At 62.4% G+C, this 25,570-nt stretch carries 24 protein-coding genes; 15 read left to right on the forward strand and 9 right to left on the reverse strand.

Annotation, left to right across the window (positions count from 1 at the left end):
* Positions 1-73 precede the first annotated feature (73 nt).
* On the forward strand, positions 74-196 hold the full coding sequence (locus OVA00_RS29635; RefSeq protein WP_255380879.1) for a hypothetical protein: 123 nt from the start codon (positions 74-76) through the stop codon (positions 194-196).
* 11 nt (positions 197-207) lie between these two features.
* Positions 208-336, forward strand: a complete 129-nt coding sequence (locus tag OVA00_RS29640; protein ID WP_255380878.1) for a hypothetical protein — start codon at positions 208-210, stop codon at positions 334-336.
* Between the two features lie 133 nt (positions 337-469).
* Here the strand turns inward: OVA00_RS29640 and OVA00_RS29645 are convergent, their stop codons facing one another.
* The 3 genes from OVA00_RS29645 to OVA00_RS29655 form a co-directional block, all read right to left on the reverse strand.
* Positions 470-1,879 (reverse strand): MATE family efflux transporter, encoded by a 1,410-nt coding sequence (locus OVA00_RS29645; protein WP_034791355.1) that lies wholly within the window; start codon positions 1,877-1,879, stop codon positions 470-472.
* A gap of 142 nt (positions 1,880-2,021) precedes the next feature.
* A complete protein-coding gene (locus tag OVA00_RS29650) occupies positions 2,022-3,335 on the reverse strand; it encodes a TCR/Tet family MFS transporter (protein ID WP_268090166.1) in 1,314 nt (437 codons plus the stop codon).
* 166 nt (positions 3,336-3,501) lie between these two features.
* Entirely contained in the window at positions 3,502-4,410 is a 909-nt protein-coding gene (locus OVA00_RS29655; protein WP_112975384.1) for a LysR family transcriptional regulator, read from the reverse strand.
* A 121-nt stretch (positions 4,411-4,531) separates the two neighbouring features.
* Here OVA00_RS29655 and OVA00_RS29660 point away from each other — a divergent pair, with 121 nt between their 5' ends.
* Positions 4,532-5,524, forward strand: a complete 993-nt coding sequence (locus tag OVA00_RS29660) for an aldo/keto reductase (protein WP_034791351.1) — start codon at positions 4,532-4,534, stop codon at positions 5,522-5,524.
* Between the two features lie 61 nt (positions 5,525-5,585).
* Here OVA00_RS29660 and ypfJ read toward each other — a convergent pair whose 3' ends face one another.
* Positions 5,586-6,524, reverse strand: a complete 939-nt coding sequence (gene ypfJ, locus OVA00_RS29665; protein ID WP_034791344.1) for a KPN_02809 family neutral zinc metallopeptidase — start codon at positions 6,522-6,524, stop codon at positions 5,586-5,588.
* Positions 6,525-6,787: 263 nt separating this feature from the next.
* Here ypfJ and OVA00_RS29670 point away from each other — a divergent pair, with 263 nt between their 5' ends.
* From OVA00_RS29670 to OVA00_RS29680, 3 genes are all read left to right on the forward strand, one after another.
* The gene (locus OVA00_RS29670; protein WP_268090167.1) at positions 6,788-7,816 is read left to right on the forward strand and encodes a zinc-dependent alcohol dehydrogenase family protein; all 1,029 of its coding nucleotides are present in this window, start codon (positions 6,788-6,790) and stop codon (positions 7,814-7,816) included.
* Positions 7,817-8,034: 218 nt separating this feature from the next.
* Entirely contained in the window at positions 8,035-11,526 is a 3,492-nt protein-coding gene (gene carB / locus OVA00_RS29675) for a carbamoyl-phosphate synthase large subunit (protein WP_034791307.1), read from the forward strand.
* Positions 11,527-11,660: 134 nt separating this feature from the next.
* Positions 11,661-11,996: a hypothetical protein gene (locus OVA00_RS29680; RefSeq protein WP_051659217.1), complete on the forward strand. Its 336-nt coding sequence runs from the start codon at positions 11,661-11,663 to the stop codon at positions 11,994-11,996.
* 53 nt (positions 11,997-12,049) lie between these two features.
* On the opposite strand, the gene OVA00_RS29685 is transcribed toward OVA00_RS29680, so the two are convergent.
* Positions 12,050-13,543, reverse strand: a complete 1,494-nt coding sequence (locus OVA00_RS29685) for an MFS transporter (protein WP_192439022.1) — start codon at positions 13,541-13,543, stop codon at positions 12,050-12,052.
* Between the two features lie 293 nt (positions 13,544-13,836).
* On the opposite strand from OVA00_RS29685, the gene greA reads away from it, so the two are divergent.
* A complete protein-coding gene (gene greA, locus OVA00_RS29690; RefSeq protein ID WP_034791305.1) occupies positions 13,837-14,313 on the forward strand; it encodes a transcription elongation factor GreA in 477 nt (158 codons plus the stop codon).
* Positions 14,314-14,400: 87 nt separating this feature from the next.
* The gene (locus OVA00_RS29695) at positions 14,401-15,459 is read left to right on the forward strand and encodes a glycosyltransferase family 4 protein (protein ID WP_268090169.1); all 1,059 of its coding nucleotides are present in this window, start codon (positions 14,401-14,403) and stop codon (positions 15,457-15,459) included.
* A 43-nt stretch (positions 15,460-15,502) separates the two neighbouring features.
* On the opposite strand, the gene OVA00_RS29700 is transcribed toward OVA00_RS29695, so the two are convergent.
* From OVA00_RS29700 to OVA00_RS29710, 3 genes are read right to left on the reverse strand one after another with little or no spacing between them, the layout of a single operon-like run.
* Entirely contained in the window at positions 15,503-16,525 is a 1,023-nt protein-coding gene (locus tag OVA00_RS29700; RefSeq protein ID WP_060517419.1) for a glycosyltransferase, read from the reverse strand.
* Between the two features lie 7 nt (positions 16,526-16,532).
* On the reverse strand, positions 16,533-17,354 hold the full coding sequence (locus tag OVA00_RS29705; protein WP_034791294.1) for a glycosyltransferase family 2 protein: 822 nt from the start codon (positions 17,352-17,354) through the stop codon (positions 16,533-16,535).
* Positions 17,355-17,363: 9 nt separating this feature from the next.
* Entirely contained in the window at positions 17,364-17,834 is a 471-nt protein-coding gene (locus OVA00_RS29710) for an Lrp/AsnC family transcriptional regulator (RefSeq protein ID WP_034791292.1), read from the reverse strand.
* Positions 17,835-18,458: 624 nt separating this feature from the next.
* Between OVA00_RS29710 and trxB the strand changes: the two genes are divergently transcribed.
* The 5 genes from trxB to OVA00_RS29735 all read left to right on the forward strand — a co-directional run bounded on the left by trxB (position 18,459) and on the right by OVA00_RS29735 (position 23,383).
* The gene (trxB, locus tag OVA00_RS29715) at positions 18,459-19,433 is read left to right on the forward strand and encodes a thioredoxin-disulfide reductase (protein WP_034791290.1); all 975 of its coding nucleotides are present in this window, start codon (positions 18,459-18,461) and stop codon (positions 19,431-19,433) included.
* A 116-nt stretch (positions 19,434-19,549) separates the two neighbouring features.
* Positions 19,550-20,446 carry a LysR family transcriptional regulator VtlR gene (locus tag OVA00_RS29720; RefSeq protein WP_034791460.1) on the forward strand — a complete coding sequence of 299 codons (897 nt, stop codon included), beginning with the start codon at positions 19,550-19,552 and terminating at the stop codon, positions 20,444-20,446.
* 614 nt (positions 20,447-21,060) lie between these two features.
* Positions 21,061-21,351: an ArsR/SmtB family transcription factor gene (locus OVA00_RS29725; protein ID WP_034791288.1), complete on the forward strand. Its 291-nt coding sequence runs from the start codon at positions 21,061-21,063 to the stop codon at positions 21,349-21,351.
* Between the two features lie 43 nt (positions 21,352-21,394).
* Positions 21,395-22,516, forward strand: coding sequence for an alkene reductase (locus tag OVA00_RS29730; RefSeq protein ID WP_090295514.1), 1,122 nt, complete (start codon positions 21,395-21,397; stop codon positions 22,514-22,516).
* A 63-nt stretch (positions 22,517-22,579) separates the two neighbouring features.
* Entirely contained in the window at positions 22,580-23,383 is an 804-nt protein-coding gene (locus OVA00_RS29735; protein ID WP_268090172.1) for an aminoglycoside phosphotransferase family protein, read from the forward strand.
* Between the two features lie 2 nt (positions 23,384-23,385).
* Here OVA00_RS29735 and OVA00_RS29740 read toward each other — a convergent pair whose 3' ends face one another.
* Positions 23,386-23,955 (reverse strand): helix-turn-helix domain-containing protein, encoded by a 570-nt coding sequence (locus tag OVA00_RS29740; RefSeq protein WP_112771675.1) that lies wholly within the window; start codon positions 23,953-23,955, stop codon positions 23,386-23,388.
* A gap of 37 nt (positions 23,956-23,992) precedes the next feature.
* Between OVA00_RS29740 and OVA00_RS29745 the strand changes: the two genes are divergently transcribed.
* Together OVA00_RS29745 and OVA00_RS29750 are read left to right on the forward strand one after the other, a co-directional pair.
* Complete coding sequence (locus OVA00_RS29745; RefSeq protein WP_113188681.1) at positions 23,993-24,502, forward strand: GNAT family N-acetyltransferase; 510 nt, start codon at positions 23,993-23,995, stop codon at positions 24,500-24,502.
* An 88-nt stretch (positions 24,503-24,590) separates the two neighbouring features.
* Complete coding sequence (locus OVA00_RS29750) at positions 24,591-25,553, forward strand: lytic transglycosylase domain-containing protein (RefSeq protein ID WP_162741265.1); 963 nt, start codon at positions 24,591-24,593, stop codon at positions 25,551-25,553.
* Positions 25,554-25,570: the final 17 nt, after the last annotated feature.

Raw genomic sequence — 25,570 nt, forward strand, 5'->3', positions numbered from 1 at the left:
GTTAAGTGTAGTGCCAGTAACAACGGAACTTTTTTGAACGTACTGCCGTTTAGGATGCGAAAGGATTACGGCTATGGGACTTGCTCTGTTTTCGATGGCGATGTTTTTCGCGATGATCTTTGCGACGATACATGGACTGCGCAACGAGTCCCGTGACCGGCGCGAGCGCTACGCGACCCAGAAAATCTTCCGTTGATGGAGGGCACTATGGCCACCCTATTCATGATCGCGGCAGCGGTCATCAGTCTCGTATTCTTGATCGACTTTGCCCGGACGATACGCGACCTCCAGCGCGATCGCCAGGGTTCGGAACGGCTCGACGGCTTTAACGTCTAGCAGTTCCAAAGCTTCGTAAAACGAAGCGTGGTAGTAAGCGGCCGTCGTTCCCTTCCCCTGAGGCGACCGCCATTGTAAGCCGGACGGCATCCCCTGCCCGTCCGGCTTTTTCTTTGCTCTTCTTCGCCCCAAGTCAGGCGCCCTTGGCGGCAGCCTTCGCCGTGATCTCGCCGAGCATCCGGAAGAAGCGCCAGTTCAACAGCACCGCGGCGGCTGCAAGCCCGAGGACGAAGCCGAACCACACGCCGATCCCGCCGAAATTGAAGGGAAAGGCAAAGAGCCAGGCGCAGACGAAGCCGATCGGCCAATAAGAAACCATCGCCAGCAGCATCGGCACCTTGGTGTCCTTCAGGCCGCGCAGCATGCCGGCGGCGATCGCCTGCATGCCATCGACGAGCTGAAACGCACCGGCAATCACAATGAGCGGAGCCGCGAAGGCAAGCACCGCCGCAGCGTCCGGACGGGCTGTGTCGAGATAAAGGGCAGCCAGTTGGCTGGGGAAGAATGCGAAGATGGCGCTGCCGACAATGGCAAAGCCGGCGCCGAGCACCAGCGAAGCGATCGCCGCGCGCCGAACGCCCAGGAGATCACCGCGGCCATAGGCAAGCCCGACCCGCACCGTGGCGGCCTGCGCAAGCCCGAGCGGGATCATGAAGGCCATCGAGGCGAATTGCAGCGCGATGCCGTGCGCCGCAAGCTCGACCGTGCCGATCGTGCCCATCAGCAGCGAGGCGACGGTGAACAGGCTGACCTCGGCAAGGATCGTCAGCGAAATCGGAATTCCGAGAAAAACGACTTCGCGGAAGGCGACCCAGTCGGGCCGCCAGAAGCGGACGAAGAGTTCGTACTGGTTGAGCTCCGGCTTGCTCTTGATATAGCCGATCGTCAACGCCGCGCCGAGTACGGCAACGCCAAGCGCTGCGACCGCCGCACCGAAGATGCCGAGTTTCGGGAAGCCGAAGTGGCCGAAGATCAGCACGTAGCAGAGCGCGGCATTGAGCACGAGCGTCGCCAGCGTGACATAGAGAATGATCCCTGCCCTCTCCAGGCCACTTAGGAAGGCCCTCAGCACCATGAAGATGAGACCGGGGAAGATCGCCCATTGCGCGATGCGGACATATTCTCCTGCAAGGGCTGCGACCTTGGGCTGCTGGCCGGCAAATAGCAGGATCGGCTCGGCCATCCAGAGGATCGGCGCGGTCAACAGGCCGTAGAGCATCACCACCCACATGCCCATGCGCACCGAGCGGCGCACCGAAACCTTGTCGCCACGGCCGACGGCCTGTGCTGCCATCGGCACCACCGCATTGGCAAATCCGTTGCCGAAAACATAGACGGTGAAATACATCTGGGTCGCGAGGATGATCGCCGCGAGCTCGGTGGCGCCGAGCTTACCGACCATCAGGACGTCCGTCGTGTTGATCGCGAGCTGCGCAAGCTGCGCACCGATGAACGGCACGCCCAGATAGAAGCTCGCGCGATAGTGCGTCCGCCAGGAATTGTCGGTCGTCAACGGTATCGGGCTCGCATTCGCGGTCAGCATGGCAGATTCCTGGCAGTCAATGCGGCTCCGGGCCGCAACCGAAGATCGGGGGGAGGAATCCGGAAATAGAATACCGTCGGGCAAAGAGCCAGCCGCAAGGGCGAGGTTGCTCAAAGTTTCATCGATAGATCACGAAAATTGATCAATTTCCGTGCAATCGTGGCCGCCCCATCGCCTCTGGCTCGTCCGGCGCTACGGCGTCGGCCGGCCCGACATTCTCCGCGCCTTCCGGTCCGACCGCCCTGCTTCTCGGTATCTTCAGGAAGAACACGATAAGCGCGCCGACGAGGAAGCAACTGGCGAGTGCATAGGGCGCGCCGGCAAAGGCGACGGGCGCGGCAGGGCTGGTGAAATAACCGAAGGCCTGGGTGAAGATCAACGGACCGATGATCGTGGTGATGCTGCCGATGCTGGTCAGCGCGCCCTGAAGCTCGCCTTGTGCCGACGACGGCACGTGGGCCGCGGCGATACTGCGCAGCGGCGGATCGGCGAGGCTTTCGAGCGCGGTCGCGATGATCACCGCATAGATCATCCACCCCTGCCAGGCGCCGGCATAGCCGATGGCTCCGAGCGTGGTGAAGGTCAGGCCGAGCACGGCCGTGCGCCACTCCCCAAGCCGCGGCACCACGCGCGGCAGGATGACGGCCATGACGAAGGCACCGCCGATACCGAAGATCCCGAGCGAAAGTCCGATCTGCCCCTCGCTCCAGCCGTAGCGGTAGCTGGAAACGAAGGACCAGACGGCCGGATAGACCGAATGGGCAAGCCAAAAGAGAAAGAACACCAGCCCCACCCAGCCGATGCCGGGGTAATTGCGCATCTGCTTGAGGGCGTCCAGCGGGTTGGCGCGTTTCCACTCGAACCGGCGGCGGTTGGCGCTGTCGAGCGTTTCGGGTAGCAGGAATACGCCAAGGATAAAGTTGACGAAGGACAGCGCTGCCGCGCCGTAGAACGGGACCCGCGGGCCGAGTTCGCCAAGCAGACCGCCAAGCACCGGCCCGAGCGCGAAGCCGGTACCAAAGGCAATGCCGATCAGCCCGAAATTCTTGGCTCGGTTCCCGTCATGACTGATGTCGGCGATGTAGGCCGATGCCGTGCCGAAGCTGGCGCCGCTGACGCCGGCGAGTACACGACCGATGAACAGCATCCAGTAGCTGGTGGCGAGCGCGCAGATCAGGTTGTCGAGCGCGAAGGTGAAGACGGATGCGAGCAGCACCGGGCGGCGGCCGAATCGATCGCTGAGATTGCCGATCAGCGGCGCAAAGAGAAACTGCATCGCGGCATATACGAGCAGCAGCCATCCACCGTCGATCGCCGCCTCGCTGACATTGGCGCCGGTCAATTCCTCGAGATAGGCCGGCAGCACCGGCACGATGATTGCGATGCCAATGATATCGAGAAACAGGATGAGGAAGACGAGGAACAGGCCGCGTCGCACAAATTTCTCGTCGCGCATGCGATCCCTCCCCGGCGGCCTGCCCCGGGAAAAGAGACAGAACGTGAACAACGCTACCAATTTAGGTGTAACGGATCATTTCGCACGAAACAATCCGTGAACGTCCCAAATTTTCTGATGGGACTATCGCAATGGTTGATAGGTCGGGCCGCTTACAGCCCATGCCTCAGCGGTGGTCCCGCCGCTGTTCGCGCTTCAGGAAGTCCACGAAGGCACGCAACGCCGCCGGCATATGCTTGCGGCTTGCATAATAGAGAAGCGGACCGGAGAAGCTCGTCGTCCACGCCTCAAGGATGAGCACCAGGCGCCCTGCGGCGACCGCGGGCGCGATGAATTCCTCGAAGGTCCGGATCACGCCAAGGCCGTCGATGGCCGCCCCGAGTTCGAGATCGATCGTGTTGGCGGTGACGACGGCTGGCGGCGCGATCGTCAGCGCCGCCTCGCCCTCGCCGAACTCCCAGGGAAGCGAGAAGCCGCTGGCGAAGCGGTGGCGAATGCAGGCGTGTTCAAGCAGGTCGCGCGGATGGCCGGGCACGCCGCGCCTTGCGAGATAATCCGGCGCCGCGGCGGTGACATAACGCTGGCGGCTCGGCCCGATCGGGATCGCGATCATGTCGCGCTCGACGCGTTCCTCGTAGCGGACGCCCGCATCGAAACCGGCAGCGAGGACATCGACGAAACCGTCCTCCGCCGTCACCTCCAGGGAAATTGCCGGGTGCTCGCGCAAGAACCGGCCGATGATCGGTGGTAGAATTTCGCGCGCGACGATGGTCGGAACGTTCAGTTTTAGCGTTCCCGCCGGACTGTCGCGCATCTCGTTGACCTGATCGAGCGCACCGGCGATCTCGCCGAGGGCCGGCGTCAGCCGATCGAGCAGCCGCGTGCCCGCCTCCGTCAGGGTGACGCTGCGGGTCGTGCGGTTGAGCAGGCGCACCTGCAGCTTCGCTTCAAGGCGGCGGAGCGCCTCGCTTAGCGCCGACGCGGAAACGCCGCGCTTCTTCGCAGCCGCGCGGAAGCTCCGCGCCGCGGCCACTGCGGTGAAGGCATCGAGATCGGCAAGCGGCAAGTCGTCCATTGTGCGGAATTTCGTACAAGTCGTTCGATTGAGATCGGATTATCGCACGGCATCGGACGAAGTAAACAGGAGACCGAGCAAACGGCCGGCTGGTTTTCGGCCTTGTCGAAGGAGAACGAAGATGGATTACGTTTCACTCGGAAAGTCCGGTCCCTCGGTTTCGGCGCTCGGCCTCGGTTGCATGGGCATGTCCGGCATGTACGGCCCTGCGGACCGGGCCGAAAGCATCGCCACGATCCATGCAGCGCTGGAAGCCGGCATCACGCTGCTCGACACCGGCGATTTCTACGGCATGGGTCACAACGAGATGCTGATCGGCGAAGCGTTGAAGGGCGGAAGGCGCGACAGGGCGCTGCTGAGCGTGAAGTTCGGCGCCCTGCGCGATGCCGCCGGCAACTGGTTGGGCTACGATTGCCGGCCCAAGGCCGTTCGCAATTTTCTCGCCTACACGCTGCAGAGGCTCGGCGTCGACCATATCGACATCTATCGTCCCGCCCGGCTCGACCCGGATGTGCCGATCGAGGACACCATTGGCGCAATCGCCGATCTGGTGAAGGCGGGTTACGTCAGGCATGTCGGCCTCTCGGAAGTCGGATCAGAAACCATCCGGCGTGCGGCGGCCGTGCATCCGATCGTCGACCTGCAGATCGAGTATTCGCTGATTTCGCGCGGCATCGAGGATGAAATCCTGCCGACCTGCCGCGAACTCGGTATCGGCATCACCGCCTACGGCGTCCTTTCACGCGGGCTGATAAGCGGCCATTGGCAGAAAGGCGCGGCCGGCAAGGGCGATTTCCGCGCCATGAGCCCGCGGTTTCAGGAAGGCAACATCGATCGAAACCTCGCCCTCGTCGAGGCTTTGAGACGAATCGCCGAAGGCAAGGGCGTGTCGGTGGCACAGATCGCGATCGCTTGGGTTGCGGCCAAGGGCAAGGACATCGTGCCGCTCGTCGGCGCGCGGCGGCGCGATCGACTGGCAGAGGCCCTGTCGTCGCGCGACGTCCATCTCAGCGCAGACGATCTGGCGGTGATCGAACAGTCAGTGCCGAAGAATGCGGCAGCCGGCGCGCGGTATCCAGAAGCCCAGCTCGCCCACATGGACAGCGAGCGCTAAGCCACAAACGAAAGGGCCGGCAGACAAGCCGGCCCTTTCGAATGATTCTGGTTCAAAGAAATCAGGCCGCGCCCGAGAAAGTATCACAGGCCGTCATCTTACCGCTGTCGAAGCCGCGCTTGAACCAGCGCATGCGCTGCTCGGAGGTCCCGTGATTGAAGCTCTCGGGAACGACATAGCCCTGCATGCGCTTCTGCAGCGTATCATCGCCGATCTGGGTGGCCGCGTTCAGCGCCTCTTCAAGGTCGCCCTGTTCGAGCAGGCCCTTCTGCTGGGTATACTTGCCCCAGACACCGGCGAAGCAATCGGCCTGCAGTTCGACGCGCACCGACATCTGGTTGGCTTCGGTCTCGCTCATCGATTGGCGCATCTGGTTGAACTTCGGCAGAACGCCGATCAGGTTCTGGACATGATGGCCGACCTCATGCGCGACGACATAGGCCTGGGCGAAATCGCCGGCCGCATCGAACTTCTGCGCGAGTTCGTCGAAGAAGCTCATGTCGAGATAGACCTTGCGGTCGCCCGGGCAATAGAACGGCCCGGAGGCAGCCGAAGCAAAGCCGCAGGCAGAACGCACCTGGCCACGGAAGAGCACCATCTTCGGCTCTTCATACTGCTGGCCGTTTGCCTGGAAGATGCCGTTCCAGGTGTCTTCAGTCTCGGCGAGCACCGTCGCCATGAACTGCTTCATTTCCTCTTCCTGAGCGGATCCGCGCGGTGCCGGCGAACCATCGCTCTGCTCGAAGCCCGGCATCTGCACCTGGCCGCCGCCGCCTTCCAGCACCTGCAGCATGTCGATGCCCATGGCCTTGAGGATGAAATAGAGCACGACGAGGAAGATAATCGTACCGAAGCTCATACCGCCTCCGGCGCGCCGCATGCCGCCGCCACCGCCTGGCATGCGGAAACCGCCCCCCCGCCCAAACGGGTTGCCGCCACCGGGGCTCGCGCCGCGCTGGTCTTCGATATTGTCGGATTGGCGGCGGCCCTTCCATTCCATGATCTGTCCTCCCCGGCCTCTGAAAGGCGTTGTCGGTCTGCTCTTTTATAAGACGGCCCTAACGTCGTTGTAAAACGCAATCGCGCCCCGTAAGTTCGCGATCTCACCAATCTTTTTGACAAGGCGGACACTTCGCCAAGGCGCTGCCGGCAGCCGGGCCGCCGGCCCGACCGGCCGCCCTCTCTTGAACAGCCGCGCTCGCCTTGACGCAAACCTGCTTTGCGGCTCCTATGCCCATGCGGACAGGACGAGGAGGCAGGGCGATGAAGGCATTGCGGCTCGAAGGTATCGGTCAGCTGCGGGTCGCAGAAGTGCCAAAGCCCCTACCCGGCCCGGACGATCTGCTGGTGCGGGTCGAAGCCTGCGGCATCTGCGGCACGGACCGGCATCTGCTGCACGGCGAATTCCCCTCCACCCCGCCGGTGACGCTCGGCCACGAATTCTGCGGCATCGTCGAGGCGGTGGGAAGCAGGGTCTCCGATATCGCAATCGGCGCGAGAATCACCGGCGACCCCAACGTCGCTTGCGGTACCTGTCCGCAATGTACCGCCGGGCGCATCAATCTCTGCCGCAATCTCCGGGCGATCGGCATCCATCGTGACGGTGGTTTTGCCGAGTACGTGGTTATGCCCCGCAAGCAGGCCCATGACATACCACTGAGCCTCGACCCCGTTCATGGCGCCTTCTGCGAGCCGCTCGCCTGCTGCCTGCATGGCGTGGATATGGCGGGCATTCGCGCCGGCTCCTCCGTCGTCGTCCTTGGCGGCGGTGTGATCGGCCTACTGGTCGTGCAGCTCGTCCGCCTCGCCGGCGCAACGACGGTCATTCTTTCCACACGACAGGCGGCAAAGCGCCGTCTTGCCGAAGAGGTCGGCGCAACGGCGACGATCGATCCTTCCTCTGCCGATATCATCGAACAGATCGCCGGTGACACCGGGCTCGTTCCCGGCGGGGTCGATGTCGTCATCGAATGCGCCGGCGTTGCCGAAACCGTCACGCAGTCGACTCGCCTTGCCAGGTCCGGTGGCACCGTCGTGATCCTCGGCGTCATGCCGAAGGGCGAGACCGTGGAAATCGAACCGTTCGACATTCTCTTTCGCGAACTGCGGGTGCTCGGATCCTTCATCAACCCCTTCGTCCACCGCCGTGCAGCAGACCTCGTCGCCTCGGGCGCCATCGAGATCGACAAGCTGATTTCGCGGCGGGTGACGCTCGGCGAAGCAGCCAACGTCATTGCGCATCCGCCGGCGGCCGGAGAGGTCAAGGTTCTCGTCATCCCCGGCCGCCCCTGACATTTCCGGCGCTGTTTCGCCGTGCGCGAAGCGCTCTGCATGGCCGGAGGTGCGCAAATATGGCTGGTTCCTGTCGATTCCGGAATTTTCGGGGTTTCGCTTGCAGAAACATTTGCCTATAAGCCGCTTCTAGCCTGAAAAGACCCATCAATGCGTGCCCGGCCGGTGACCTCCCACCTCGGCCGGTTTTTCGCGCAGCTAGAAACGGATGATCGACCATGCCGAAGCGCCAAGATATCAAGTCCATTCTTATCATCGGCGCGGGGCCGATCGTCATCGGTCAGGCTTGCGAATTCGACTATTCCGGCACCCAGGCCTGTAAGGCGCTGAAGGAGGAAGGCTACCGCGTCATCCTCGTCAACTCCAACCCGGCGACGATCATGACCGACCCGGGTCTGGCCGACGCAACCTATGTCGAGCCGATCACCCCTGAAGTCGTCGCCAAGATCATCGCCAAGGAGCGCCCGGACGCGCTGCTGCCGACCATGGGCGGCCAGACCGCGCTCAACACGGCGCTCTCGCTGCGCCGCATGGGCGTTCTCGACCGCTACAATGTCGAGATGATCGGCGCCAAGCCGGACGCCATCGACAAGGCCGAAGACCGCGCCCTCTTCCGCGAAGCCATGGCGAAGATCGGCCTCGAAACGCCGAAGTCGCGGCTGGCGAATGCCACCGACATCAAGGACCATGACCGCAAGACGCACGAGGCCGAGCGCGCCGAACTGAAGAGCCGGCTTTCCGGCGCCGAGCTCGACAAGGCGCTCGATGACCTCGAGAACCAGTGGAACCTTGGCGAAGGCGACCGCAAGCAGCGCTACATGAACCACGCGATGGCGATTGCCGCGCAGGCGCTTGACGATGTTGGCCTGCCCGCCATCATCCGTCCGTCCTTCACGCTCGGCGGTACCGGCGGCGGCATTGCTTATAACCGCACGGAATTCTTCGACATCGTCGGCAGCGGTCTCGATGCGTCGCCGACCACCGAAGTGCTGATCGAAGAATCGGTGCTCGGCTGGAAGGAGTACGAGATGGAAGTGGTCCGCGACACGGCGGACAACTGCATCATCATCTGCTCGATCGAAAACATCGACCCCATGGGCGTGCACACCGGTGATTCGATCACCGTTGCGCCGGCGCTGACGCTGACCGATAAAGAATATCAGATCATGCGCAACGCCTCGATCGCGGTTCTGCGCGAGATCGGCGTCGAGACCGGCGGCTCGAACGTGCAGTTCGCCGTCAATCCGAAGGACGGCCGTCTCGTCGTCATCGAAATGAACCCGCGCGTATCGCGCTCGTCGGCCCTCGCCTCCAAGGCGACCGGCTTCCCGATCGCCAAGATCGCGGCGAAGCTTGCGATCGGCTACACCCTCGACGAACTCGACAACGACATCACCGGCGGCGCGACCCCGGCCTCGTTCGAACCGTCGATCGACTACGTCGTCACCAAGATCCCGCGCTTCGCCTTTGAAAAGTTCCCGGGCGCCTCGCCGGTTCTGACCACCGCCATGAAGTCGGTCGGCGAAGTCATGGCGATCGGCCGTACCTTTGCCGAATCGCTGCAGAAGGCGCTGCGCGGCCTCGAGACCGGCCTTACCGGCCTCGACGAAATCGAAATCCCCGACATGGACGAGAACGGCGATGGCCGTAACGCCATTCGTGCGGCGATCGGCACGCCGACGCCGGACCGACTGCGCATGGTTGCGCAGGCGCTGCGCTTTGGCATGAGCGAAGCCGAGGTTCACGAGGCGAGCAAGATCGACCCGTGGTTCATCGCCCAGTTCAAGGCGATCGTCGACATGGAAGCGCGCATCCGCGAGCACGGCCTGCCTGCCGATGCCGAGAACCTGCGCATGCTGAAGGCGATGGGCTTCTCCGACGCCCGCCTCGCAACGCTCGGCGGCAAGCGCCCGAAGGAAGTGGCGGAACTGCGCAATGCGCTTAATGTCCGCCCGGTCTACAAGCGCATCGACACCTGCGCTGCCGAATTCGCCTCGCCGACCGCCTACATGTACTCGACCTACGAAACGCCTTTCGTCGGTGCCGCCCGCTCGGAAGCTGAAGTGTCTGACCGCAAGAAGGTCGTCATTCTCGGCGGCGGTCCGAACCGCATCGGTCAGGGCATCGAGTTCGACTATTGCTGCTGCCACGCCGCCTTCGCGCTGAAGGATGCCGGCTACGAAGCGATCATGATCAACTGCAACCCGGAAACGGTCTCGACCGACTACGACACCTCCGACCGCCTCTACTTCGAACCGCTGACGGCCGAGGACGTGATCGAGATCATGCGCGCCGAGCAGGAAAAGGGCGAACTCGTCGGCGTCATCGTCCAGTTCGGTGGCCAGACGCCGCTGAAGCTCGCCGAAGCGCTGGAAAAGAACGGCATCCCGATCCTCGGCACGGCACCCGACGCGATCGACCTTGCCGAAGACCGCGACCGCTTCCAGAAGCTTCTGATGAAGCTCGACCTCAACCAGCCTAACAATGGCATTGCCTACTCGGTCGAGCAGGCCCGCCTCGTCGCTGCCGAAATCGGCTTCCCGCTGGTCGTGCGCCCGTCCTACGTTCTCGGCGGCCGCGCCATGCAGATCATCCATTCGGAAAGCATGCTGCAGAGCTACCTGCTCGACACGGTTCCGGGCCTCGTTCCTGAGGACATCAAGCAGCGCTATCCGAACGACAAGACCGGCCAGATCAACACGCTGCTCGGCAAGAATCCGCTGCTGTTCGACAGCTACCTGACCAACGCGACGGAAGTCGACGTCGACTGCCTGTGCGACGGCAAGGATGTCTTCGTCTCGGGCATCATGGAGCACATCGAGGAAGCCGGCATCCACTCGGGCGACAGCGCCTGCTCGCTGCCGGTGCACACGCTCGACAAGGACATGGTCGACGAACTCGAACGCCAGACGGCAGCCCTTGCCAAGGCGCTCAATGTCGGCGGCCTGATGAACGTGCAGTTCGCGATCAAGGACGGCACGATCTACGTGCTCGAAGTCAACCCGCGCGCTTCGCGCACCGTACCCTTCGTCGCCAAGACGATCGGTGCGCCGATCGCGAAGATCGCGGCCCGCGTCATGACCGGCGAAGCGCTCGATGTCGCGATCGCCGCCTATGGCGAAAAGCCGGATCCGCGCAACCTCAAGCACATCGCGGTCAAGGAAGCAGTCTTCCCGTTCGCACGTTTCCCCGGCGTCGATACGCTGCTTGGCCCGGAAATGCGCTCGACCGGCGAAGTCATCGGTCTCGACACCGACTATGCACTGGCCTTTGCCAAGTCGCAGCTCGGCGCCGGCGTCGACCTGCCGCGCGATGGAACAGTGTTCGTTTCGGTGCGCGACGAGGACAAGACCCGGGTGTTGCCGGCAATCCGCATCCTCGTCGACATCGGCTTCAAGGTCATGGCGACCAGCGGCACGGCTCGATTCCTCGGTGAACACGGCATTGCCGCCACCAAGATCAACAAGGTTCAGGAAGGTCGTCCGCACGTCGAGGATGCGATCCGCAACCGTCACGTTCAGCTCGTCATCAACACGACGGACGGCAACAAGGCGATCTCGGACTCCAAGTCGCTGCGCCGCGCCACGCTGATGCAAAAGGTGCCCTACTACACCACCATGTCCGGTGCTGAAGCGGCTGCGCACGCAATCAAGGCTCTGAAGGCAGGCAGCCTCGAAGTGCGCCCGCTGCAGAGCTACTTCAAGGCCTAAGAAAGACCGCGGCGCGCGAAACCCTCGGGCGCCGCCGCCATCCCCGAGGGTGTGATGCGCTTCAACAGCCCGCCCCTCCGCTGAACGCCGCATGAACGACCGGTTCAGCCTGCATTCCCCCGGCACATGTTTCTATGACCCTGCGCACTGAGAGATCGGCGGCTTCGCCGGTGGGCGCGACATGGGGCAAGATCGTGCAACTCTATTTCTTTGATTTGCTGTGGGGCGACGAGCACTTCGTCGATGAAGACGGTATCAGCCATTTCGACGAGGGATCGGCCCTCTATTACGGCCAGCGGATCGCAGACAAGATCGGCCGCGATGCCGATTATGGTTCGCTGAAGGTCCAGGTCCGTTCCAGCAACCGCAGGCTGCTGGCAACAATCGTGCCCTCCATCGGCCGCGGCGCCGAACAGCGGGCTCTGCTTGCCCGCCGCCAGGTCGGCGCCTCTCTCTACGCTGCAGCCTGAAGCAGCGCCACGAGCAAAGCGCAGGAACATCCATCCTGCGCTTGATCACACTGTTAGTCTGCCGCCAGGGCCTCGGCAGCAGTTCTGCCCCGATCACGACGCGCGTGGCTCGCTGCGAGCCGCACGGTTCTGACGCCCAGATACAGAGAAGCCGTGGAGATCAGGAACGCGACGACGAAAACCGTGAACAAGGCGGCGTGCATCGTGGCAACGTTCGCCTTCTCGTCGAAACCGCGAAGATTGGCCGTCAGCCCGCAGATCGCCGCGCCGATCGCATAACCGGCCGACTGCAACGTCGGCAGAAACGCTGAGGTCTTGTCCCGCTCTCCTCGCAAGGAGACGTCCATCATCAGCTGGCTGAGCGTGCCCCACGACATGCCGAACCCGGCCCCGACCGCGATCTGGCTCGGGAAGACCAGCCGGTAATCGTCGATCGCGAAGGCGATCATCAGACCGGCAAGCCCGAGGCTGAGAAGCGCAGGTCCCGCAGGGATGAGCTTCACGCGCAGAGCGTGCGAGTGCAGGCTTGCGACGGCGATAGCGGTCACACTCCAGGAGATCGCCATCAATGCCGCCGAAAAACCGGCGGCCGTGGGGCTGAAATTCCAGACATGTTGCAGGCCATAAATGAGGTACACCGAGCCGGACGCTTGAGCGAGGGGCATCAGCAGCACGACCCAAAGTCCGGTGCCGAGCGGTTTTGTGAGCTGAAAGGCGCCCGCGGGCAGGATCGGATGCTCCGCCCGACGGTCGGTTGCGACGGCCGCCCAGAGGATGGTCAGCGCCGTCGCCAGCGCCGCCGCCATCAAGGGGACGCTGCTCGCCGTATTTGAGACCGATATCAGCAATATGCCGGAACCGACCACGGTCAGCCGCAGCAGCGGGATTGGACGAGGCGTGTCGGTCGATGGCACCTTGCGTGCCGGTACGATCAGCAGAACGAGCGCAACGAAGATGACGGTTGCGGGAACGTTGACGGCGAAAGCCACCCGCCATGACCAGTGTTCCGTCAGGAATCCGGACACGAGTGGCCCGCCAAAGGCCGCCGTTGCCCAGACGATGGCCTCGGCTCCGAATACCTTTGGGACCAGGCGCGGCGGGAAGAGTTCGGGAATCAGCGCGTAGCAGACCGCAGCAATGATCCCCTCGCCGAATCCCTGAAACACGCGACCGGCGAGGACCTGCGGCATGCTGCCGGCGGCGGTCGCGATGAGGGTGCCGACGACAAAGATGAGCGCGGCCGTAATCAGCGTCCCGCGTGCGCCGAACCTTGACTTGAGCGTGGCGGCAACAGCGCCGCCGAGAATGGCAAAGACGAGATAGAGCGTGACGGCCCAGGACAACAGCGTAGCGCCGCCGATCTCTTCGACGGCTGTGGGCAGCGCGGTCGCTACGAAAAACTCGTTGAATGCGAACAACGCGACCCCGAGGCAAAGGGCAGCCGTCGTCGCCAGATAGTCCGGCCGCAACAGTTCGCTCCAGCGGCCGTCCTCCTGAAGTGCGGTATTGCCCCCGCCTGCCTTGGTTTCGTCCCTCGCCAGAACCATGCCCAACGTTCCTCGCTGCTATCTCTTCGGAACACCTTTGTTACGACCTCAACCACGGTTGAGGTAAAGCGCTTTCTGCGTAGCTTGCCACCCCATCGCTTCCCCCACAAGTTGCAGTGGCCTTTCAGGGTTCGGTGGATGATGGCGAAATATCTGGCTTTCGCGCTTCCGTTTCTGCTATAACCAAGGTTCGAAGTTTCGGACGGTTCCGGCGTTTACGCGCCGGAGACCGTTTTCTTTTGCGTTGGCGCCGCCCTAAGGGCGGCGCCTCGTGCTTGATGAAGGACATTGAAATGGTCGAAAAAGTGCCGATGACACAGGGCGGATTCGTCAACCTGCAGGAGGAGCTGCGCTGGCGCCAGCAGGAAGAACGACCGCGAATCATCGAGGCGATTGCCGAAGCCCGTGCACATGGCGACCTGTCGGAAAATGCCGAGTACCACGCTGCCAAGGAAGCGCAGAGCCACAACGAGGGCCGGATCACCGAGCTCGAAGACTTGATCGCCCGCGCGGAAGTCATTGATCTCTCGAAGATGTCCGGCTCCAAGATCAAGTTCGGCGCCAAGGTCAAACTCGTCGACGAAGACACTGAAGAAGAAAAGACCTACCAGATCGTTGGCGACCAGGAAGCCGACGTGAAGGCTGGCCGCATTTCGATCTCGTCGCCGATCGCGCGCGCGCTCATCGGCAAGGAAGTCGGCGATTCCATCGAAGTGAACGCGCCTGGCGGTTCCAAGGCCTACGAAATTCTCGCCGTCAACTGGGGCTGATCAGCCCTAGCCAAGGGGCGAAGCCGGCCTTCGCCCCGTTTCTCCTTTTCAAAAGACGATCGTTGCTCGCGCAAGGAGTGCGCTTTCGTGGCCGATATCCGGAACGTCGAGGTCATCGCTCCCAATTTCAAGCGCCGCCTCTCGGGCGTGACGTCCACCATCATCCAGTTAATTCCGATCCAGCGCGCGCTCGGCGAAAAGATCGCCGTGCTTGGCCCGGGTTTGCCTGACACCCTGCCCTCGATCCGCTTCCGCGATCTATTGCGCCTGTGGAGCGCACCGGACGGACGGCCCTGCCGGGTCTGGCATGCGCGCCGCAATGTCGAAATGCTGCCGGCGATCGTGCTGCGCGACCTGCTCGGCATGAAGCTGAGGATCGTCTTCACCTCCGCATCGCAGCGCCGCCACACCGGCTGGAGCAAGTTTCTGATTTCGCGCATGGACGCGGTAATCGCGACCAGCGGCAAGACCGCCGCCTATCTGCAGGTGCCGAACACGGTGATCCTGCACGGCATAGATACCAAGCGCTTCCAGCCGCCGGCCGACACAGCGGCAGCCAAAGCTGCGCTCGGGCTCGACCCCAACCAAAAATATGTCGGCTGCTTCGGGCGGGTGCGTAAGCAGAAGGGCACGGATCTCTTCGTCGACAGCATGATTGCGCTTCTGCCGTGCCGGCCCGGCTGGAGTGCCATCGTCGCCGGTCGCGCCACCGGCCCGCACGTCGCCTTCGAGAACGAATTGAAAGAGCGGGTCGCAAAGGCCGGGCTCACCGACCGCATCCGTTTCGTTGGCGAACACACCAACATTCCGGACTGGTATCGTGGGCTCGATCTCTTCATCGCGCCGCAGCGCTGGGAAGGTTTCGGGCTGACGCCGCTCGAAGCGATGGCGACAGGCGTGCCCGTTATCGCAACCGACGTCGGCGCGTTTTCGGAACTGGTCGTCGTCGGAGAGCAGGAAACCGGCGCCGTGATCGCCGCCAACGATCTGCAGGCCATGGTCGAGGCAACGGCTGGCTTCATGGACGATGATCATCGCCGGACCTTGGCTGGCGCCAACGGTCTGGGGCTGACCCGCGCATCCTTTGCGATCGAGGGCGAGGCCCGCGCGATCAACGCGGTCTATGAACGCCTGATGCGCTCCTGACTGGCGTTGCCGCTTACGCGGCAGCCGCCACATTGAATACGTCTCACCGCTTGGAAGCGAAGAGCTTCAGATAGGCGTCGGTAATCGCCTGCTTCGAGAACTGGTTCATCAGGGTCTCGTGCCCACGTTCGGCAAGCCGTTCACCGAGCGACGTATCGCCCGCGATGCGGTCGATTGCCTGGGCAAAGCCGTCGGCGTCACCGATATCGACCATCAAGCCGTTTTCGCCGTCGCGCATGAACCATTGCGGCCCTTCCGAACGGCTGGAAACAACCGGTGTCCCTTGCGCCCAGGATTCGAGGATTACGTTGCCGAGCGGCTCGTGGCTCGACGCCATCACGAAGATGTCGGAAGCGGCAAGGAAAGGCCGTGTGTCCTTCTGCCAGCCGGCGAAACGCACGCGCTTTGCCACGCCGAGGTCGGCGGCCAGTTTCTCCAAATTTGCACGTTCTTCGCCATCGCCGACGAGCCACAGATAGGCGTCCGGCACCTTGGCGATCGCCTGGATCAGCGTGTGGAAGCCCTTGCGCGGAACGAAGCGCCCCATCGACATGACCACAGGCACGTTCTCAGGCGTGTCGAGCGTGGCGCGGCTGATGGGCGCGACCCGCTCGGTTCCGGTGAAGTTGGAGATGACTTCGACGTCGCGCTTCCAGCCGATCTTGCGCACATGCTCGGCAATGCCCGGCGTGTTGCAGACGAGGCAATCGGTGTTGCGGAAATAGTCGAGCCGCAGCGGATAGTCGCCGAGACGCGAGATCTTGATGCAGCCCTTGTAGTTGGGCATCAGGCGGCTGGCGCGCGGCATCCAGGCAAACAGCGCATCCGGCTTTTCGCGGCGTGCCATGCTGCTGACCTTCATCGGCAGGAGGATCCGGTCGAGCGACAGGTTGCGGAAGTTGCTTTCGATGATGCGCGTCGCACCCTCGATGTCCTTCTTCCAGATACGACCATGGCGGATGACCGAGGTCTGCTCGACGCCACGCTCGGCGAGCGCGTTGACCAGGTGGACGAAGAAACGCTCAGCGCCGCCATCCTTGCCGAAGTGAAAATGCATGACTTTCATGAAAACCTCACCGCTTGCTGGCGCGCCGATCCATGTCGTCATGGTTCGGGTGCCGCTTGAGCGCGTGCCTCTGATAGATCTTGGCGGCGGTCAGGAAAGCGTACACCGCTCCCGTCATCGCCTCAATGAAGCCTGGAAAACCGCAGCGCCACAGACCGTTGCGGAAATAGAGCCTAAGGAAATAGAGTGGCGGGCTGAACAGCATTTTGTAAGGGCGCGCCGACTTACCGGCGGCGAACTGCTGATCGGCCTTGAGCGTCGAATACTTGTTTTCCTTGAGGATCTGCTCGTCGATGATCAGCGGCCGATAGTGCAGCAGGCTGCCCTTGGCAGCGGCGCCGACCGCGCCATCCGGCACGATCCCCTCGTGGACTTTCTGATTGAGATCGTATCGTCCCCTGCCCTGGCGGATCAGCCGCAGGTTTCGCCGCTCGTGCGCCCGCTCCGGCGTGTAGCCGTAGCCGATGAGGTAGGGCCTGCGCGCGACGCGCCAGCCGACCGTCTCCGGCGGCGCATCGAGCAGCGAGGGCAGCAGTGCCTTCAGCGGTTCGTCCAGGCGTTCATCGGAATCGATGTTGAAGCACCAGGGCTGCGTGCATTGGTCGAGCGCGAACTGCTTCTGGCCGGCATAGCCCCGCCACGGCTCATGCAGGAAACGGATCGGCCAACCCTTGTCGATGTAGGACTGTACGAGTGCTGCCGTTCCGTCGGTCGAGCCGGAATCGACGATGACGATTTCTGAGCACTGCTCGAGGCTCTCGATGCAGTTGCCGAGATAGGCTTCTTCGTTCTGGCAGATGATGAAGGCGGACAGCGGAAGCTTGTTCATGGGCGGGCCTTAGATCTGGACGAGGCCGATATCCTTGACCTGGCGAATGGTCAGCATCGTGCGCACCGTGTCGACCCGTTCATTGGCCGTCAGCACTTCGATGACGAAATCCTGGAAAGTCGTGAGGTTTTCGGCGACACAATGCAGCAGGAAGTCGCTTTCGCCGGAAACCGTCCAGGCCTGCCGGACGATCTGCCATTCCGCGGTAGCGGCCGAGAACGCCTTGAGGTCGGCCTCCGACTGACGCTTCAGGCCGACCATGCAGAAAGCGACGAGATCGAAGCCGAGCGCCGGTGCGTTCAGCAGCGCGTGATAGCCCTTGATGACGCCGGTCTCTTCGAGCTTGCGCACGCGCCGGAGGCAGGGCGGCGCGGAGATGCCGACCCTTTGCGCAAGATCGACATTGGTCATCCGGCCATCACGCTGGAGCTCGCGAAGGATCTTGAGATCGATAGCGTCGAGCTCGACTTGTTTCGTCATGAACGTTCGTCCTTTTCGTGGTGACTTTGAGCGCGAGGCAAAGTCGAAAACTTGTGTCTGCCGATGGTGAGGTTGCCCCGATGGCGGGCGACGTCGACTGATGTCTGCCTATCCCGGCGCTGCCGCGATCATCTCGGTCGAGATTTTCAGCAAGGCGCGCTCGTCAAGGGCAAGGTCGTCTCGAGTCGGTGCGTGGCCGAGCGCAGCGCTTTCGCAGTGCAACCATGCACGGCCGGCATTCAACCCCATATGCTTCTCCAGCAAAGTGAATCCGCGTGAAATATCGTCAAACCCGCTGGACAACAAGCAGCCCGGCCGACTATTCGCGGGAAAATGGCGTTGGCGATGCCGGTAGGTGCGCAAATAGAGGTGGACATCTTCAGGAGCGACGCGAAGAGCGCTCCATTGTCGACGCGAGGCGCGGATCGATGCCGGGCCGACGCCTGTGCCCTAAGCGCGTCATCTGGTGGCAAAAGCGGGCTTGAGGCTCAAGCACTTGTGTGTATCAGGCTGCGCGCTCTTGAAAGTCATGGTGGGGAATACCTAAAGTATGGGACGATTTCCCATTGACGCAATGGAATCGGATGTGGAGGCAATCCTCTCCGATGAGCGAAGGACAAGATTATGACTGCCCGTCACGTGAAAGTGCTGATCATCGGCTCCGGCCCGGCTGGCTATACCGCCGCCATCTATACGGCGCGCGCCATGCTCGAGCCCGTACTGATCGCCGGTATGGAACAGGGCGGCCAATTGATGATCACGACTGACGTCGAAAACTACCCGGGCTATGCCGATCCGGTCCAAGGCCCGTGGATGATGGAACAGATGCTGAAGCAGGCGACCCATGTCGGCGCTGAGATCGTCAACGATCTCGTGACCGATGTCGACCTGTCGGTGCGCCCGTTCCGCATCAAGACCGACAGCGGTAACGACTGGACGGCGGACGCGCTGATCATCGCAACCGGCGCCAAGGCCAAGTGGCTCGGCATCGAGACCGAACCGACCTTCATGGGCTTCGGCGTCTCGGCCTGCGCCACCTGTGACGGCTTCTTCTATCGCAACAAAGACGTGATCGTCGTCGGCGGCGGCAACTCGGCCGTTGAGGAAGCGCTCTATCTCTCGAACCTCGCCAAGACGGTCACTGTCGTTCACCGCCGTGATAGCTTCCGCGCCGAGAAGATCCTGCAAGAGCGCCTGTTCGCCAAGCCGAACGTCAAGGTGATCTGGGATCACGAGGTCACGGAATACCTGGGTGCGCCGGCCAAGCCGCCGATGCCCGCTTCCGTCAACGGCGTGAAGCTGCGCAACACCAAGACCGGCGAAACCTCCGACATGGTCACCGACGGCGTGTTCGTCGCGATCGGCCACGCGCCGGCAGTCGAACTTTTCAAAGGCAAGCTTCGGCAGAAGTCCAACGGCTATCTTTGGACCGCGGCCGATTCGACGGCGACCGACGTGCCCGGCGTTTTTGCCGCAGGCGACGTGACGGACGACATTTACCGTCAAGCGGTTACGGCGGCCGGCATGGGCTGCATGGCAGCGCTTGAGGCCGAGAAATACCTGGCGGGTCATATGCCCGTCGCAATTGCAGCCGAATAGAAGCTGCGAATCGGGGTGGTGCCGCTGAGGCACCTCGCCCGTGTGGGAACAGATGCATCAGCCACGCCCGGAAGACAGGACCCCGTCTTCCGGAGTGGTTTCTTATGGGGGACTACATGTCGCTGGACTGGGACAAACTGCGCATTTTTCACGCGGCGGCCGAGGCTGGGTCGTTCACCCATGCGGCAGACAAGCTTCATCTTTCGCAGTCCGCGATCAGCCGGCAGGTGAGTTCGCTGGAGCAGGATGTCGGCATCAAGCTGTTCCACCGCCATGCGCGCGGCCTGATCCTCACCGAACAGGGCGAGATCCTCTATCGCACCGCGCATGAAGTGCTGATGAAGCTCGAGAGTGTCAAGGTCCAACTGAGCGAAACCACGGACAAGCCGAGCGGCAAGCTGCGCATCACCACAACGGTCGGACTCGGCCAGGGCTGGCTCACCGACAAGATCCAGGAGTTCATGTCGCTGCACCCGGACGTGCAGGTTCAGCTCATCCTCGACAATGAGGAGCTGGACGTGAACATGCGCCACGCGGATTGTGCCATCCGCCTGCGTCAGCCGCAGCAGTCGGACCTCATCCAGCGCAAGCTCTTCACCGTGCACATGCACGTCTATGCAGCTCCGTCCTACATCAACAAGTATGGCGAGCCGCAGTCAGTCGAGGATCTCGACAACCACCGCATCATCACCTTCGGCGAGCCGGCGCCGAACTATCTGCTCGACGTGAACTGGCTCGAGATCGCCGGCCGCGATTCCGACAATCCACGCGTGTCGCACCTGCAGATCAACAGCCAGACCTCGATCAAGCGCGCCTGCCTGCTCGGCATCGGCGTCGCCATGCTGCCCGACTATATCGTCGGCCGCGATCCTGGCCTCATCCAGCTGCCGATCAGTGCCGACATCCCGTCCTTCGATACCTATTTCTGCTATCCGGACGAGATGAAGAACGCCGCGAAGCTCAAGGTCTTCCGCGACTACATCGTCGCCAAGGCCCGCAACTGGAACTTTTAAGACGCTTCGACGAATGCTCATTCTCCGAGCATTTCCCCAAGGGGCCGCCAACCATCTGTTTTTACATCGATATTACGGATGCGCCGTCTCTATTGTGCGGCGCATTTTTATTGTTCGCCGCAGAAATAGGCAGGGATGCGCGCATGACATGGCTGTCATGCACAGAAAATGATTGTTGCGCGCCCAAAAAAGCAGCATACCAAACTCAGCTGATGCATCTTTGGTGGCTTCTCCTCCCAGTGCCACCGCAGCAGCTGTTCCCCTCTGGAGGTTTAATTACCTTCACAACTTATAAGGGCCCAAGTCATCTTGTGGCCCTCTTTTTTTGTCTACTGTTAGATACAGGCGAAACGTGACGAAAATCACAGCCGGCTATTGAAAGCCGATACTTCGCTTCCCATATTAAAATGCAGCTAATGCATTCTTGGTGGCTTCTCCTCCCCGCCACCGCATTAGCTGTTCCCCTCTGGAGGTTCTTATTACCTTCACAACTACAAGGGCCCAAGTTTTCTTGAGGCCCTCTTTTTTTGCCTGCAGCACCCTCACGGTCTTGTGATTTTAATATCGTGTTTTAGCGATACATTTATCGTTAAAACACGATATGGCGATATACCATGGACCGAGACGAAATCCTCAAGGCGCTTGCCCATCCCGTCCGGGTGAACATCCTCGCCTGGCTGAAGGAGCCGCAGCGCCATTTTCCGACCCAGGAGCATCCGCTCGATCTCGGCGTATGTGCCGGCCAGTTCGAACGCTGCGGCCTGTCGCAGTCGACCGTTTCCTCGCATCTCGCTGTGCTTCAGCGCGCCGGCCTCGTGACAACCCGCAAGGTTGGCCAATGGATCTTCTACCGCCGCGATGAAGAGACGATCGCCGCCTTCCTCGAGAGCATCGGCGATCTCTGAATCAACCACCTTCTCCCAAGCAGCCCCCCTGAAAGGACCTCCCATGGCCTCGCTTTTCGACCCCATCACCATTGGTGACATCGCGCTGAAAAACCGAATCGTGATGGCGCCGCTCACCCGCAACCGATCCCCGGGCGCCGTTCCGAACACCCTGAATGTGACCTACTACGAGCAGCGCGCGACGGCAGGCCTGCTGATCTCGGAGGGAACGGCGATCACCCAGCAGGGCCAGGGCTATGCCGACGTTCCGGGCCTCTATACGCCGGAAGCGCTTGAAGGCTGGCGCAAGGTGACGGACGCGGTGCACGCCAAGGGCGGCCGGATCGTCGTCCAGATGTGGCATGTCGGTCGCATTTCGCATGATTCTCTGCAGCCGGGTGGCGGCAAGCCTGTTGCGCCGTCGGCCGTTCGCGCCAAGTCGAAGACCTATCTGGTCAATTCGGACGGTACTGGCTCCTTTGCCGAAACCTCCGAGCCGCATGCACTGGAGACCACCGAGATCGAAGCGATCGTCGAGGACTATCGCAAGGCTGCGCGCGCCGCGATCGACGCCGGCTTCGATGGCATCGAGATCCATGCGGCCAACGGCTATCTCATTGACCAGTTCCTGCGTTCGGGTTCGAACCACCGCACGGATACCTACGGCGGTTCGATCGAAAACCGCGCCCGCTTTTTGTTCGAGGTCATGGATGTCGTGACGAATGAAATCGGCGCCGGCCGGGTCGGTATCCGCCTTTCGCCCGTCACTCCCGCCAACGATGCCTTTGATCCGCAACCGCAGGAGGTGTTCGGCCATGTGGTCAAGAACCTCGCTCGCTACCCCCTCGCCTATGTCCACATCATCGAAGGCGCGACCGGCGGCCCGCGCGACCACCAGCAGGGCGACCAGCCATTCGACTACGACGCCCTGCGTTCGACCTATGTCGCTGCCGGCGGCAAGGCTGCCTGGATGACCAATAATGGCTATGACAGGGCACTCGCGGTAAAGACGGTCAAGGACGGCGAAGCCGACCTTGTCGCTTTCGGCAAGCCGTTCATCGCCAACCCGGATCTCGTCGAACGGTTGAAGCGCGATGCGCCGCTCAACGCGCCGGATCAGGCAACCTTCTACGGCGGTGGCGCCAAGGGCTATACCGACTATCCAGCCCTTGAACAGGTCGCCTGACACTCCCACATGGCAATGCTCCGCCTCTTCGGCGGGGCATTTGTCTTTGGGAATGAAGAGCTTATGTTTTCGCTATATTCAGAAAAATGGTCATTGCATCCTGACGGCGACGTCATCGTAACCCCCTCCAGCCGTCTTTACCCCGTCCGCTATCGCGGCCAGCAGGCGATGCTCAAGGTCGCCGAGGACCCGGAAGAGAAGTATGGCCGCCTGCCCCTGCTCTACTGGAACGGGCATGGCGCTGCAAAGGTCTATGAAGCCGATGGCGACGCGGTGCTGATGGAGCGCACGGACAGCCAGCGCAACCTCTTCCACATGGCGATGACCGGAAGCGACGAGGAAGTGACGCGCATCATCTGCCGCACCGTCGCCGAGCTCCATGCGCCGCGCTCGACACAGGTTCCCGGCGATCTCGTGCCACTCGACAAATGGTTCGCTTCCCTGGAGACGGCTGCTCCCGCTCAAGGCGGTCTCTTTGCCCGCGCGCTCGAGGCGGCGAAAAGCCTGTTTGCAGATCCCGAACCGCCGGTCGTGCTGCATGCCGACGTCCACCACGCCAACATCCTCGATTTTGGCGACCGCGGCTGGCTGGCGATCGATCCGAAACGCGTCCTCGGCGATCGCGGCTACGACTACGCCAACCTGTTCTGCAATCCAGAACTGCCCCTGGTCACCGCTCCGGGCCGGTTGCAGCGGCATCTGCCGATCGTCGCGAAGGAGACCGGGCTTCACCCGCAGCGCATTCTCAACTGGGTGCTTGCCTATGCCGGGCTTTCCGCAGCCTGGTTCCTGGAAGACAATGACGATTTCGGCGTCGAGAATGACCTTACGATGGCGCGGATCGCAATCGCCGAGCTCGGCAGCTAGGCTCAACCCGTCCGCAACAGGACGACGGCGTAGATACAGGTCTCTCCGCCGACATTGCGGAAGACGCAATCCTGCGGCGGGCCGAGCTCCAGGCAATCCCCGATGCCGAGCGTATGGGTCTCCAACCCTTCCACGAAGGTCAGGCGCCCCGCAGTCACCCATATCCACCGGCGATGGAGCGCATAGGCGGATGCCGGGATCGGCACCTCGGCGCCGGCCGGAAGTTCAACCTCGACAAGCTCGAGCGGTAGGTCCGACATCGGCGAGACATGGCGCCGAAGATATCCGGTCTGCGGATCGCGCCACACCGCCTGATCCTGGCGCCGCGACAGCCTGCCCTGGCTCATCTCCGCACGCGCGATCAGAGTGGACATGGTGAGCCCGAACGCGCCGGCGAGCTTTGCCAGCAGCGTGGCCGTCGGGCTACTATCGCCCCGCTCTACCTTGTGGATCATCGCGCGCGAGACGCCCGATCGCTCCGAAAGCTCGCTCAGCGACCAGCCGCGCGCCTCTCTTTCCAGACGAATTCGTTCACTGAGCCGTTGATCCAGACTGTCTACTTTAGTATTCATATCGTAGTCATATAGTGAACGAATGCGAGGAGCAAGCATGCTGATCCGGGCGGCCATCCAAGACGATATGCCAGTCATCTGCGAGATCTACAACGACGCCGTGGCAAACACGACGGCGATCTGGAACGAGACCCTGGTCGATGTCGCCAATCGCGTGGCCTGGCTGAAGGCGCGCACGGACGTGGGTTATCCTGTGCTGGTGGCGGTCTGCGAGCAAGGCAATGTCATCGGCTATGCGTCCTTCGGCGATTGGCGCGCCTTCGATGGCTATCGCCATACGGTCGAGCACTCCGTCTATGTTCACAAGGATCGGCGCGGTGGCGGCATCGGCCGGAAACTCATGGTCGCGTTGATCGCCGAGGCCGAACGGCTTGGCAAACATGTGATGATCGCCGGCATCGAATCGGAGAACGCAGCCTCGATCCGCCTTCATGCCCAACTGGGTTTCGAGGATACCGGCCGGCTGCGTGAGGTCGGCACGAAGTTCGGCCGCTGGCTCGATCTCACATTTATGCAACTGGTGCTTCCGACGGGCTCGCCGCGCTAACCCGCGGCGGCGCCTCGACAATGGCCGTTTGTCGAGGCGGCGGGAGATGCTATGAACCTTCAAGGACTGTTTCTGGAAATGTTTTGACGTGGGTCTTCGGCGGAAGGTCAGATGGAGCGCCTGGGCACGTGTCGCGAGAGCGGCACTGGCGCTGGCTGTCAGCATTCCGGCGTTAAACGTGACCGAGGCAGAGGCTCGTATCGACGACCTCGCCGCACAGCCCAAATGCGTCTATTCCGGCCCGTCGGCCACCGACCCCGCCAAGTCGCTCTGCATCAGCAAGGAAAACTTCGCCCGCGATATCTGCGGCGTGATCGACCACTATGCGACGGTCAACGACCTGCCCGCGGCCTTCTTCGCCCGGCTCATCTGGCGCGAAAGCCTGTTCCGGCCCAATGCCGTCAGCCCCAAGGGTGCCGAAGGCATCGCGCAATTCATGCCGGGAACGGCGAAGATGCGAGGGCTCAACAATAGCTTCGATGTCGTCGAGGCGCTCGGCAAGTCGGCAGAGTATCTGAACGAACTGAAGTCGCGCTACGGCAATCTCGGCTATGCGGCTGCCGCCTATAATGCCGGCGAGAACGGGCTGGAGCGTTTTCTCGAGGTCGATTGGCTGCCGGCGGAAACGCGCAACTACGTGCTCGCGATCACCGCCTACAGCGTCGAGGACTGGCGCGACAATCCGCCGAAGATCCTCGACCTGACGCTCGACAAGAACAAGAGCTTCATCGACGGCTGCGTGGCGCTCGCCAGCACCCGCAACCTCCGCGACATCGAGGTGATCGACGAAGCCGAATGGGCGCCCTGGGGCGTACAGCTTGCCGCGCATTTCCAGAAATCAGTGGCGCAGCGACTGTTCGTCAGCGCCGTCAAGCGCCTGCCGGAGCCGATCCGCAGCGAGAAGGCGCTTCTCCTGCGCGAGCGCAATGCCAGCTTCGGCCTGCGAATCCGCTACGCTGCACGCATCGGCCGCGAGACCCAGGCGGACGCGAACAAGCTTTGCGCCACCATCCGCAAGAGCGGAGGCGCTTGCCTCGTCTTCCGGAACTGACAGCTATCGAGGCCTGT

This window comes from Ensifer sp. SL37, from assembly GCF_026672675.1.
In the GTDB taxonomy this organism is placed as follows: domain Bacteria; phylum Pseudomonadota; class Alphaproteobacteria; order Rhizobiales; family Rhizobiaceae; genus Ensifer; species Ensifer adhaerens.